The 12,864-nt window shown below is 71.8% G+C and carries 10 protein-coding genes; 7 read left to right on the top strand and 3 right to left on the bottom strand.

Annotation, left to right across the window (positions count from 1 at the left end; translation table 11 throughout):
- The first annotated feature begins 323 nt into the window (after positions 1–323).
- Positions 324–2,408: a methyl-accepting chemotaxis protein gene (locus tag ACS5PV_RS20995; RefSeq protein WP_455397276.1), complete on the top strand. Its 2,085-nt coding sequence runs from the start codon at positions 324–326 to the stop codon at positions 2,406–2,408.
- Positions 2,409–2,739: 331 nt separating this feature from the next.
- On the opposite strand, the gene rnd is transcribed toward ACS5PV_RS20995, so the two are convergent.
- A complete protein-coding gene (gene rnd, locus ACS5PV_RS20990; RefSeq protein ID WP_455397275.1) occupies positions 2,740–3,894 on the bottom strand; it encodes a ribonuclease D in 1,155 nt (384 codons plus the stop codon).
- An 85-nt stretch (positions 3,895–3,979) separates the two neighbouring features.
- Positions 3,980–4,345, bottom strand: coding sequence for a hypothetical protein (locus tag ACS5PV_RS20985; protein ID WP_455397274.1), 366 nt, complete (start codon positions 4,343–4,345; stop codon positions 3,980–3,982).
- 288 nt (positions 4,346–4,633) lie between these two features.
- Between ACS5PV_RS20985 and aspS the strand changes: the two genes are divergently transcribed.
- From aspS to ACS5PV_RS20965, 4 genes are read left to right on the top strand one after another with little or no spacing between them, the layout of a single operon-like run.
- Entirely contained in the window at positions 4,634–6,448 is a 1,815-nt protein-coding gene (gene aspS / locus ACS5PV_RS20980; protein WP_455397273.1) for an aspartate--tRNA ligase, read from the top strand.
- Between the two features lie 9 nt (positions 6,449–6,457).
- Positions 6,458–7,351, top strand: coding sequence for a glycosyltransferase family 2 protein (locus ACS5PV_RS20975; RefSeq protein WP_455397272.1), 894 nt, complete (start codon positions 6,458–6,460; stop codon positions 7,349–7,351).
- Complete coding sequence (locus tag ACS5PV_RS20970; protein ID WP_455397271.1) at positions 7,345–8,397, top strand: acyltransferase family protein; 1,053 nt, start codon at positions 7,345–7,347, stop codon at positions 8,395–8,397. Before ACS5PV_RS20975 ends, ACS5PV_RS20970 begins: the two co-directional genes overlap by 7 nt.
- Before the next feature lie 46 nt (positions 8,398–8,443).
- A complete protein-coding gene (locus ACS5PV_RS20965) occupies positions 8,444–8,740 on the top strand; it encodes a nucleotidyltransferase family protein (RefSeq protein ID WP_455397286.1) in 297 nt (98 codons plus the stop codon).
- Between the two features lie 134 nt (positions 8,741–8,874).
- On the opposite strand, the gene ACS5PV_RS20960 is transcribed toward ACS5PV_RS20965, so the two are convergent.
- Positions 8,875–9,045 carry a CopG family antitoxin gene (locus ACS5PV_RS20960; RefSeq protein WP_455397270.1) on the bottom strand — a complete coding sequence of 57 codons (171 nt, stop codon included), beginning with the start codon at positions 9,043–9,045 and terminating at the stop codon, positions 8,875–8,877.
- Between the two features lie 357 nt (positions 9,046–9,402).
- Between ACS5PV_RS20960 and ligA the strand changes: the two genes are divergently transcribed.
- A complete protein-coding gene (gene ligA / locus ACS5PV_RS20955; protein ID WP_455397269.1) occupies positions 9,403–11,883 on the top strand; it encodes an NAD-dependent DNA ligase LigA in 2,481 nt (826 codons plus the stop codon).
- 32 nt (positions 11,884–11,915) lie between these two features.
- A complete protein-coding gene (locus ACS5PV_RS20950; protein WP_455397268.1) occupies positions 11,916–12,785 on the top strand; it encodes a 3'-5' exonuclease in 870 nt (289 codons plus the stop codon).
- Positions 12,786–12,864: the final 79 nt, after the last annotated feature.

Genomic DNA, 12,864 nt, shown 5'->3' with positions numbered 1-12,864 from the left:
GGGCCCGGCCGGTCCTCCCGGACCCCGGGGCCCGGCAGGCCCGGCCGCCCGCGCGCCGGCCGCCGCCCCGCGGCCGCAGGCCCCCGCCGTCCGGCCGGCCCCCGCCGCCCCGGCGGAGGGAGACGTGTACTGACCCCGGCGTCCCGCGCCGGATGGAGGCTGCCGCTCGGGGATGCCCGCCGAAGAGCCGGCCGGGATCGATGTCTGACCCTAGGAAAAGATCCGCAATCACGCCGCGGCCGGGCACTTTCTTTACCAAAATTCGATATCGCCATCCGATCGAGTGCCCAAAAGTTCGGCACCTGCGGAGGCTGCGGCGAGCAATGTCGATTAGAACACGCCTGATCGTCATCCTGTCGGCGATCACCGTCATGTTCACGCTGACGACCGGCCACAGCCTGTACACCGCCTACCGGGAGTGGACGCGGTCGGAGCAGGCCTCGCGCCTGGCGGACGCGGATCGTCTGCTCACGCACGCCCTCTCGCAATTGCGCTTCGAGCGCGGCAGCGCGCTCTCCGGGCTCCCCCTCGAACCGGCCAAGCTCGGCGCGAACCTGGCCGACCTCGCCCAGCGCCGCAAGCTGTCGAGCGAGGCGCTGTCCGGCGCCCTCGCCACCCTGTCCTCCGGTGCGGACCGGACCGGCATCGACCTTCGCCCGGTCTCGGCGCGCTACGAGGCCTGGACGCGTCTGCGGACCGACCTCGACGCCGCCCTGGCCGGACCGGTGGCGGCGCGCGGGCGGGACCTCGCGAAGCGGGTCAACGACGGCTATGCGGACCTCAGCGCCGCGGTCGACGCCCTGATCCGCGCCACCGAGACGCGGCTGCGCATCGAGGATCCGAGCCTGTCCGACCTGCTGCGCCTGCGCGAGCTGAGCTGGTCGGCGCGGGTGCTCGCCGGCAACGCCACCTTGATGATCAACGACGTCCTGGCGCAGAGCCGCGCGATCACGCCCCAGGAGCAGTTCGACTACGCGGTCACCAGCCGGGAGGCTTTGTTCGCCTTCAGGGCCGCCCGCGAAATTGCCGGCGGCCTGGCCGGCGCGGCCGACGTCAAGGCCGCCGCGGCAGGGGGCTGGGTCGGCTACTTCGACGGCCCCTTCGACGCACGGACCCGGGCCCTGATGCCCGCCCTGCTCGATCCCGCGCTGCCGCGGCCGACGGTCGCCGAGTCGCGGGCGCAATCGACGCCGGCGCTCGACACGATCGCGGCGGTCTCGGTCGCGGCGGTCACCCATCTCGAGGCGGTCGCCGGCGCGGCGGCGGCCCAGGCCCGCACCGAGCTCGCGGTCCGGGCGTGCCTCCTCGCCCTCGTCCTGGTGCTCGGCCTCGGCGGGACGGCGTGGGTGTCCGTCGGCGTGATCCGGCCGCTCGCGACCATGACCGCGGGCATGCGCCGGCTTGCCGGCGGGGATGTCGCCGTGGCGATCCCGCATGGCGGGCGCCGCGACGAGATCGGCGCCATGGCGGCCGCCATGACGGTGTTCCGCGACGGCATGGTCCGCACGAAGGCGCTGGAAGAGGAGACCGCGCTCGCCCGGGCCTCGGCCGAGGAGCAGCGCCGGGCCGGGATGCGCCAGATGGCGGACGGGTTCGAGGCCGCGGTCGGCGGCATCGTCGGCCGGGTCTCGGCCGCCGCGGGCGAGTTGCAGGCGACCGCTGGCGGCATGAGCACGACGGCCGGCGCGACCGCGATCCAGTCGACCGGCGCCGCCGCGGCCGCCGAGCAGGCCGCCGCCAATGTCGGCGCCGTCGCCGCCGCCGCCGAGGAGCTCGGCTCCTCGATCGCCGAGATCGCCCGGCAGGTCACCGACTCGTCGGACCTCGCCCAGGCCGCGGTCGCCGAGGCGAACGCCACCGCGGGGCTGGTGCAGGACCTGTCCCAGGCCGCCAGCCGCATCGGCGACGTGGTGGCGCTGATCTCGCAGATCGCCGCCCAGACCAACCTCTTGGCGCTCAACGCCACCATCGAGGCGGCGCGGGCCGGCAGCGCGGGCCGCGGCTTCGCGGTCGTCGCCGCCGAGGTGAAGACGCTGGCCGGCCAGACCGCCAAGGCGACCGAGGAGATCGGCCGGCAGATCGGCCAGATCCAGGGTTCGACCGGGCAGGCGGTCGCCGCCATCGCGGGGATCGGGACGCGCATCCGGGACATCGCCGGCATGGCCGTCGCGGTCGCCGCGACGGTGGAGCAGCAGGGGGCGGCGACGCAGGAGATCGTCCGCAACGTGACGCACGCCGCCACCGGAACCAGCGAGGTGACCGCCAGCGTCGCCGGGGTGGCCGGTGCGGCCGAGGAGACCGGGGCGGCGGCCAACCAGGTGCTCGCCTCCGCCTCCGAGCTGTCGCGCCAGTCCGAGCACCTCGACGCCGAAGTGCGGCGGTTCCTGGCCGGTGTGCGAGCGGCGTGAGGGGCGTCCCGTCCGCCTGATCCGAGCCGAAACCGCGCGAAGCGCGGGATCCCCTGGAGAATGGATCCCACGCCTCGCCGATCACCGAGCAGGTTCTGCGGGACCGGCGTCGATCGGCCCAGATGGCGAGATTGACCGGAACCGGAGTCTGTCTGACGAAGCCGGTCGAATCGAAACTCTCCACAGTCATCCCGGCGCCGCGTAGCGGAGCCCGGGATGAGGGAGCAATATCGTCGTCGGATCGGGTCAGGTTGCGCGACGAGGCGGACAGGCTCTTGCTTGAACGAGCCCTCGATCCGGGCGGCGATCCTGTCCCCGACCCGCAACCCCCCTACGGCAGCTCACGCACCACGACGCGCCCGCCCTCGGCCGACAGCGCCAGGCGCCCGGCCTTCAAGGCCAGGGCCTTCTCGCCGAACAGCCCGCGGCGCCAGCCGTGCAGCACCGGCACGTCGGCGGCGTCGTCCTCGGCCAATGCCTCGAGGTCGTCGACGGTGGCGATGATCTTGGGCGCCACGCGCTCCTCCTCGCAGACCGCCTTGAGCAGCACCTTGAGGAGTTCGACGAGCGCTCCGTTGCCGCCGCTGCGGGCGCGACCGCGCTCAGGGGTCGGTACCGTGGCGGGATCGCGCGACAGGCCGCGCTCGACGGCGGCCAGGATGTCGGCGCCGGTGCGCGAGCGCTCGAACCCGGCGGGTATCGTGCGCAGCCGTCCCAGCGCCTCGACGCTGCGCGGGGCCGAGGTGGCGAGGTCAATCACCGCCTCGTCCTTGAGGATGCGCCCGCGCGGCACGTTGCGGCTCTGCGCCTCGCGCTCGCGCCAAGCCGCCACCTCCATCAGCACTGCGATCTCGCGGGCCTTGCGCATCCGCGAGCTCAGGCGCCGCCAGGCCTGGTCCGGATCGGCCCGGTAGGTCTCGGGGGAGGTGAGGACCGCCATCTCCTCGTCGAGCCAGGCGCCGCGGTCGGTGGCGATCAGCTCCCGGGCCAAGGCCTCGTAGACCTTGATGAGGTGGGTGACGTCCGAGAGCGCGTAGCTCAGCTGCGCGTCCGAGAGCGGGCGGCGCGACCAGTCGGTGAAGCGCGACGACTTGTCGATCTTCGCCTTGGCGACGTCGTTGACCAGCTGCTCGTAGGAGACCGAGTCGCCGTAGCCGCAGACCATCGCGGCGACCTGGGTGTCGAAGAACGGCTGCGGAAGCAGCCCGCCGAGCAGCCAGATGATCTCGAGGTCCTGGCGCGCCGAATGGAAGACCTTCAGCACCCCCTCGTCGCCCATGAGCGCGAAGAACGGCGCCAGGTCGATGCCGGGCGCCAGCGGGTCGACGAGCGCGGTCGACCCGTCCGGTGCCGCGATCTGGATCAGGCACAGCTTCGGATAATAGGTCGTCTCGCGCATGAACTCCGTGTCGACGGTCACGAAGGGTTGCGTGGCGAAGCGCGCGCAGGCGGAGGCGAGTTCTTCCGTCGAAGTAATCAGCTTCATGCCTCCGGCTATAGCGGAGCCCGCCGGCCAGCGCGAGACGCAGGCAGCGTGGGTTGTGGGGATTGGGCGGCGTGGTAACCGAAAATCACGCCGCCCGCGGCCCGCTCCGGCGCGCCTCCCGGCGAATGGCGGCGGCGCGGGCCCGCCGCGTGACCTCCGCCCGGCGGGTGAGCCAGTCGAGGATGTTGCGCTCCACCCGCTCGCCGGTGTCCCGGTCGGTCAGGCGGTGGATGCGGTCGGCGCGAAAGCCCCGGTAGCCGTCCCGGTCGCGGTCGGTGCCGCCGACGAGCACCCGGCCCGGGCCGATCTTCAGTTCGTGCGCCTGCAGCCGGCGCACGCTCCAGGCGCCGTTGCCGTCCTCGTAGACGAGCTCGAACCGGCCCTCGATCGGCAGCACACGCCAGGCGCCGTCCTGGCGTTCGACGAACCTGTCGTGGATCTCGGTCGGCATGGCGCGGGCCTCCGGTCTCGTCGCGGAAAGCGCCGCGGGCGGGTCCAGCGGCGGATCCGGCAGGGTGTCTGGGTGAGGCTCGAACGAGCCGAAAAAGCTGTGCTGGTCCATGGGGATAATATAAGTGTTCGGTGTTTGTTCCACAAGCGCGAACGGGCCTCCGCCGAGCCCCCGCGCTTGACTTCGCTGCCCCCTTCGCGAATGGGTGCCGGCACGCTTTTACGTGCGGGCCGCCCGCCCGCGCGCCCGGCCTTCCGGGCCCGATCGAGACAGCCGTAAGACACGCCCATGCACCGCTATCGTTCCCACACCTGCGGGGCGCTCCGCCCGTCCGACGTCGGCGCGACCGTCCGCCTCTCCGGCTGGTGCCACCGCGTCCGCGACCATGGCGGCGTGCTGTTCGTCGACCTGCGCGACCATTACGGGATCACCCAGTGCGTGATCGATCCCGATTCCGCGGCCTTCAAGGCGGCGGAGGCCGTGCGCTCGGAGTGGGTGATCCGCATCGACGGGCGGGTGCGCCAGCGGCCGCCCGGCACCGAGAACGCGGAGCTGCCGACCGGCGCGGTCGAGGTCTACATCACCGACCTCGAGGTGCTGGGCGCCGCCGCCGAGCTGCCGATGCCGGTCTTCGGCGACCAGGAATACCCGGAGGAGACGCGGCTCAAGTACCGCTTCCTCGACCTGCGCCGCGAGAAGCTGCACGCCAACATCATGCGCCGCGGCGCGATCATCGATTCGCTGCGCCGGCGGATGCGCGAGGGCGGGTTCTTCGAGTTCCAGACCCCGATCCTCACCGCCTCCTCGCCGGAGGGCGCGCGCGACTTCCTGGTGCCGTCGCGCCTGCATCCGGGCAAGTTCTACGCCCTGCCGCAGGCGCCCCAGCAGTTCAAGCAGCTGACGATGATCGCCGGCTTCGACCGGTACTTCCAGATCGCGCCGTGCTTCCGCGACGAGGACGCCCGCGCCGACCGCTCGCCGGGCGAGTTCTACCAGCTCGACATCGAGATGAGCTTCGTCACGCAGGAGGACGTCTTCCAGGCGGTCGAGCCGGTCCTGCGCTCGGTGTTCGAGGAATTCGCCGACGGCAAGCGCGTCTCGCCGAGCTTCGTGCGCATCCCCTACGCCGAGGCGATGCTGAAATACGGCGTCGACAAGCCGGACCTGCGCAACCCGCTCGTCATCGCCGACGTGACGGACGAGTTCCTGCGCGAGGACGTGACCTTCAACGCGTTCAAGAACGCCATCAAGGCCGGCGGCGTGGTGCGCGCCGTGCCGGCCCCGGGTGCGGCCTCGCAGCCGCGCTCGTTCTTCGACAAGCTCAACGACTGGGCCCGCTCCGAGGGCGCGCCCGGCCTCGGCTACATCGTGTTCGAGGAGGAGGGCGGACAGCTCACCGGCCGCGGCCCGATCGCGAAGTTCGTGCCGGCGGAGGCGCAAGCGGCGATCGCCGCCAAGGCCGGCCTCAAGGCCGGCGACGCGGTGTTCTTCTCCGCCGGGCCCGAGGCCAAGGCGGCGGGGCTCGCCGGCAAGGCCCGCATCCGCGTCGGCGACGAGCTGGCCCTGTCCGACAAGGACCAGTTCGCCTTCTGCTGGATCACCGACTTCCCGATGTACGAGTGGAACGAGGACGAGAAGCGGGTCGATTTCTCGCACAACCCGTTCTCGATGCCGAACTTCGACCACGACGCGTTCATGGCGCTGGACCCCGAGGACCACGCGACGATCCTCGGCATCAAGGCGTTCCAGTACGACATCGTCTGCAACGGCATCGAGTTGTCGTCGGGTGCGATCCGCAACCACCGCCCCGAGGTGATGGAGAAGGCCTTCGGCCTCGCCGGCTACCCGAAGGAGGTTCTGGAGGCGAAGTTCGGCGGCATGCTGAGCGCGCTGAAGCTCGGCGCGCCGCCGCACGGCGGCATCGCCCCGGGTGTCGACCGCATCGTGATGCTGCTCTGCAACGAGCCGAACATCCGCGAGGTGGTGCTGTTCCCGATGAACCAGCGCGCCGAGGACCTGATGATGGGCGCGCCCTCCGAGGTTGGCCCCAAGCAGCTGCGCGAGCTGCACATCCGCCTCAACCTGCCGCAGAAGCAGGGCTGATCGGAGCCTGTGCCCGGTCTCGTCGCGGTCGTCGTCGCGCATGACAGCGCCGGCGTCCTGCCGGCCTGCCTCGCGGCGCTCGCCCGCGAGCACGTGCCGGCGCTCGTCGTCGACAATGCCAGCCGCGACGGCTCGGCCGACCTCGCCGCCTCTCTCGGCGCACGGGTGCTGCGGCTGCCCCGCAACGAGGGCTACGGCCGGGCCAACAATGCCGGGATCTGGGCGGCGGGGCGGGCCGAGTACGCGCTGATCGTCAACCCGGATGTCGAGCTCCAGCCGGGCGCCGCCGACGCGCTGCTGGCCGCGGCCGAGGCCTATCCCGATGCGGGGCTGCTCGCGCCCCGCATCGTCGAGCCCGACGGGCGCTTCTTCTACCAGCCGCGCTCGCTGCTCGCGCCCTACCTCACCAATCCGGGCGGCAAGCTGCACCCGCCCGAGGGCGACGCCTGCGCGCCGTTCCTGTCCGGCGCCTGCCTGATGGTGCGCCGCGACCTCTTCCTGTCGCTCGGCGGCTTCGACCCCGAGATCTTCCTGTTCTACGAGGACGACGACCTCTGCCGCCGTATCGCCGATGCCGGCAAGGCGCTGGTCCACGTCCACGGCGCGGTAGCCTTGCATGGCCGTGGAGCGTCGAGCGCGCCGGAGCGGGGCCGGGTACGCCGCTCGCGCTGGCACCAGGCCTGGTCGCGCTCGTACGTCTCGCGCAAGTACGGCCTGCCCGATCCGACCGGGGCGATGCTGGCGAAGAACGGCGTCAAGGCGCTGCTCGCCGTGCTCGCCTTCCGGCGCTCGAGCGTCGAGCGCTACGGCGGCTCGGTCGCCGGCGCCTGGGCGGCGCGGCAGGGCCGCAGCGCGCTGGCGCAGGAGGGCCTGGCACGGGAGCCGGAGATCGGCCCATGGTGACGGTCGCTGCCGGCCTTCGCCAGCCGCACAACGCCTTCGGGGCGGTACGCCTGGCGCTGGCCCTCGCCGTCGTGGTCTCGCACGCCTTCAGCGTCACCACCGGCCACGTCCTCGACGAGCCGCTGGCGCGCCTGACCGGCTACACGCTGGGCGAGCACGCGGTGAACGGCTTCTTCGCCGTCTCGGGCTTCCTCGTCACGATGAGCCTGATGCGGCGCGGGCCGCGCGACTACGTCGTGGCCCGCGCCCTGCGCATCGTGCCGGGGCTCGTCGCGGCGACCCTCGCCGTCGCTCTCGGCCTCGGCGGCCTGATGACGAGCCTCCCGCTCTCGGCCTACTGGGTCGATCCAGGCCTGTGGCGGTTCGTCGAAGGAACGCTCACCACCTTCAAGAGCAACGCTGCCCTGCCGGGCGTCTTCGCCGACAACCCGTTCCGCTTCCCGATGGGGACGGTCTGGACGCTCAAATACGAGGTGTTGTGCTATCTCGGCCTCCTGGCGGCGGGGCTTCTCGGGACGCTCCGCTGGCGCTGGCTCTGCCCGCTCCTCGTCGCCGGGCTGGCGGTGGCGCTCACGGTGGCCGGGATGCGGGCGGGCGAGATGCCGAAGGCTCTCGAAACCTCCCTCCGCTTGCCGCTGATCTTCGCCACCGGCGCCGCGCTCTTCCTCTACGCCGACCGCGCGCCCTTGAGCCGGCCGCTGGCGCTCGCGCTCCTCGTCCTCGCGGGCCTCGTCCACGGCACCGCCCTCTATTCCCCGGTGCTGTTCCTCGCCGAGGCCTATGCCGTGCTCTGCCTCGGCCTCGATCCCCCGGTCCGCCACCCGGTGCTCGACCCGCGGGCGGACCTCTCCTACGGCACCTACCTCTACGGCTGGCCGGTGCAGCAGAGCCTGCATGCGCTGTTTCCCGCGGCCACGGCATGGCTGTTGCTCGGACCGTCGCTCGTGCTGACGCTAGCGGTGGCGGCCCTGTCCTGGAGGCTCGTCGAGCGGCCGGCACTCGGGTGGAAGGCACGGCTGATGGGCAAGCGCGGGGAGGTAGCCTGAGCGTGGAGGCGTGGCCGCGCTTCCGGCCGTGCGCTATGATCGACGGATGACCCGCGGCGATGCCATCTCACACCTCAAGGCGCATGCCGACAGCGTGCGGGCGATGGGTGCGACCGCCCTCTACCTGTTCGGTTCGACCCTTCGTAACGAGGCCCGGCCCGACAGCGACCTCGACCTGTTCATCGACTACGACCCCGGGAGCCGGTTCAACGGCCTCGATCTCGTCGGCATCAAGCTCTTCCTCGAGGAGCAACTCGGGACGGACGTCGACGTGACTACCCGAGACAGCCTGCATCCTCGGCTTCGCGCTCGCATCGAGCGATCGGCGGTCAGGGTCTTCTGACTGAGAGCCTGTTTGACTTGCGAGAACGGATTCACGAGGTGCTTTTCTCTCCCACCCGCGACCTCAGGATGAGGTCGTGGATTGGATAGAACTGATAGATCAGTCAAACAGGCTCTGGCGCACCCGATCGCAGTTCACTGTTCCAGCTTGCCGCCCTCGGGCTGAGCGGTCGTGCGGTCGCTCGGTTCTGTCTCCGGTCCGAACCGGACCGGCTTGAACTGCGAGAAGTCAAGGCTAGACAGATCCTGGTCGAGAAAAGCTTCAGCTTCCGCATCTGTGCTGAATTCTGGAACTTTGACGATCATGGGATGCCGGTCCTCTGCAAGATCTCATGGATATGATGATCGATGTGGATTGCAGCGAAGCGCTTAACAAGCCACGAGAGCCTGTTTGGTTGGAAGGACCCAGTGAAGCCCTTCCTCGTCATATCGGGTTCTCGCCGCCCACTGAGCCCCGGAATGACCCTGAAGGGAACGGATGATAGCGCAAATCCGGCTGGCGTTCCGTCGCCATCATCGCCCGCTTCGCGGTGTTGGATGCGAGAGCCCGGCTGGTTAACGAAATCCTCGCGATCCTGAGGCACGACAGGCCCCGGTCCCGCGCCCGCCGCCGCCCGCGCTGGGCGCCCTACATCAGGCCCGAACACCGCGTCACGAGTGCCCATGCCCCCCACCCGCGACCCCGCCCTCGACGACCTCGACCCGACGAGCGCCCAGAGCCGCCACGCCGCCCTCTCGGCGGAGATCGCGGAGCACGACCGGCGCTACCACGGCGAGGATGCGCCGACGATCTCCGATGCCGAGTACGACGCCCTGCGCCGGGAGCTCGAATCGATCGAGGCGCGCTTTCCCGATCTCGCCGGCACCGGCGAGGCCTCGGCCAGCGTCGGCGCCAAGGCGTCGGACAAGTTCGCCAAGGTGCGGCACGCCGTGCCGATGCTGTCGCTCGGCAACGCCTTCTCGGATGAGGAGATCGGCGAGTTCGTCGAGCGGGTGCGCCGCTTCCTCGGCCTCCAGGCGGGAGAGCCGGTCGCCTTCACCGCCGAGCCGAAGATCGACGGGCTGTCCCTGTCGCTGCGCTACGAGGACGGGCGCCTCGTCACCGCGGCGACGCGGGGCGACGGCGAGGTCGGCGAGGACGTGACCGCCAATGTCCGCACTATCAAGGAGATTCCCGAGGTCCTGGCCGGCACCGACTGGCCGGCCGTGTGCGAGGTGCGCGGCGAGGTCTACCTGTCGCACGCCGACTTCGCCGGCATCAACGCCCGCCAGGAGGCGGCCGGCAAGCCGCTCTTTGCCAACCCGCGCAACGCCGCCGCGGGCTCGCTGCGCCAGCTCGATTCGAGCATCACCGCCTCACGGCCCTTGCGCTTCTTCGCCTACGCCGCCGGCGAGATGTCCGAGCAGCCGGCCGAGTCGCAGTTCGAGATGATCGAGGCCTTCAGGTCCTGGGGCTTGCCGGTGAACCCGCTGACGGTCCTGTGCATCGACGCGGCGGCGATGCTCGCCCACTACCGCATGATCGAGGAGCGGCGGTCCGAGCTCGGCTACGACATCGACGGCGTCGTCTACAAGGTCGACTCGTTCGCGCTCCAGCGCCGCCTCGGCTTCGTCGCCCGCGCGCCGCGCTGGGCCCTCGCGCACAAGTTCGCGGCCCAGCGCGCCACGACGGTCGTCGAGGCGATCGACATCAATGTCGGGCGCACCGGCTCGCTCAACCCGCTGGCGCGCCTGAGGCCGGTCACGGTCGGCGGGGTGGTGGTGTCGAACGCCACGCTCCACAACGAGGATTACGTCCACGGCGTCGACGCCGACGGCGCCGCGATCCGCAGCGGCATCCCGGTCTGGGCGGGCCTGACGCTGCGCGACGACGTCGATCTCGCGCAAGGATCGGACGTGCGCGTCGGCGATACGGTCGTCGTGCTGCGCGCCGGCGACGTGATCCCGAAGGTCGCCGACGTGGTGCTGGAGCGCCGCCCGGCGGACGCCGTGCCCTACCGCTTCCCCGAGACCTGCCCGGCCTGCGGCAGCCACGCGGTGCGGGGCCTGAACCCGCGCACGGGCAAGCTCGACGCGGTGCGTCGCTGCACCGGCGGCCTGATCTGCCCGGCGCAGGGCCAGGAGCGGCTGAAGCACTTCGTCTCGCGCAACGCCTTCGACATCGAGGGTTTCGGCGAGACCTACATCGAGACCCTGTTCGAGGCCGGCCTGGTGCGCCAGCCCGCCGACCTCTTTCGACTCGAGTTCGAGCCCCTGAAGGAGGCGGTCGTCGCCCGTCGCCAGGCGCTCTCGGCCGAGCGGGCGCTCGCCGCCGGCAAGGAGGTGAAGAAGGCCGCGAAGAAGAAGGACGACGAGGACAAGGCGATCAAGAACCTGCTCGCCGGGGTCGAGGCGCGCCGAACGATCCCGCTCAACCGGTTCATCTTCGCGCTCGGCATCGAGCAGGTCGGCGAGGCCACCGCCAAGGCGCTGGCGAAGCACTTCTCCGACATGCCGGCCCTGATGGCGGGCGTCGCGGCCGCGGCCGCCTGCCAGCCCGGGCCGGACTGGATCGCGCTCGCGAGCCTCGACCGCGTCGGCGCCACCACCCGCGACCGGCTGCTCGCCGCAGCGGCCGAGGCGCCCGACGCCGATCTCCTCGCCGGCGGCACGGTGGCGCGGCTCTCGACGCCGCAGCGCGCCGCCCTGGTCGAGGCCTACGGCGATGCCGCGGGCGTGCGTGCGGCGGTGGAGCGGGCGGCGGCGCAGGTCCCCGGCGACGCCTACCGGGCGCTCGCCGACGACGGCGAGATCGGCGCGGTGACCACCGCCTCGCTGATCCAGTTCTTCTCGGAAGGCCACAACGTCGCGGCGGTCGAGGCGCTGCTCGCCGAGGTCGAGACCGAGCGGGCGGCGATGCCGGCGCACGCCGCGGCCTTCGGCGGCAAGACCGTGGTCTTCACCGGCACCCTGGAGCGGATGACCCGCAGCGAGGCCAAGGCGACGGCCGAGCGCCTGGGCGCCAAGGTCTCGGGCTCGGTCTCGGCCAAGACCGACCTCGTCGTCGCGGGGCCGGGTGCGGGCAGCAAGCTCAAGGATGCCGAGAAGCACGGCGTGAAGGTGGTCTCGGAGGAGGAGTGGCTGGCGATGGTGGCGTCCGCCTGAAATTCGGCGTCTTCGGGGGGAAGAGCGCGGGGATGACCTTTCCCCGCACCCTCGCGATCGACTTCGAGACCGCCAACGAGCGCCGCGACAGCCCCTGCGCCGTCGGCCTCGCCTGGATCGAGGGCGGGCAGGTGGTGCGGCGCGAGTCGCGGCTGATCCGCCCGGCGGAGATGCGCTTCTCGCCCGGCAACATCCGGGTCCACGGTATCCGCCCGCGGGACGTCGCCGGCGCGCCGTCCTTCCCCGAGGCGATGGCGTCGTTCCTGCCTGAGATCGCCGGCAGCCTGGTGCTTGCCCACAATGCCAGCTTCGACATCGGGGTGCTCGCCGCCACGCTCCAGGCCTACGGCCTGCCGCAGCCGGCCTACGCCTCGCTCTGCACGGTGCAGCTCGCCCGGCGACATTGGCCGGGGGAGGGCGGGCAGGGCCAGGGCACCTACCGACTCTCGGCGCTCGCCGCCCGGGTCGGCGTGACGTTTCGCCACCACGATGCCGGCGAGGACGCCTACGCCTGCGCGGAGATCGCGCTTGCGGTGATGCGGGAGGCCGGCGCGCCCGACATCGCGAGCCTCGCTAAGGGGCACGGCCTCGTCCGCGCGCGGGCCGGGGAGGGTGCGCGCTCACCCGAGGGCATCGCCGCCCGGGCTCTGCGCGGGGTGGCACCGAGCCGCACCCGCGCGCCGCTGCTGCACTTCGTCGTGCGCGGCAGCACCGGCACGCCCTACGACGTGCGCCTGATCGAGGGCCGCGACGGCCCGCGCCTGCGCTGCTCCTGCGCCGGGGCGCGCTTCCGGCCCGATTGCCGGCACGTCCGGGCGCTGGCGAACGGCGAGATCGACGCGCTCCTGTCGGACAATCCGGGGGATGTGGCGGCGCTGGCGGGGTTGTTACGGGTCGGGTGAGCGGCACCGTCGCGGTGCCTGCCACCCTCCAGACACGACAAAGGCGGGTCCGCGCTCGCGCGCGGCCCGCCTCGTACGG

This window comes from Methylobacterium sp. Gmos1 (assembly GCF_053764715.1).
Note: the sequence above shows the minus strand (reverse complement) of the source record. Positions and strands in the feature narration are given on the sequence as shown.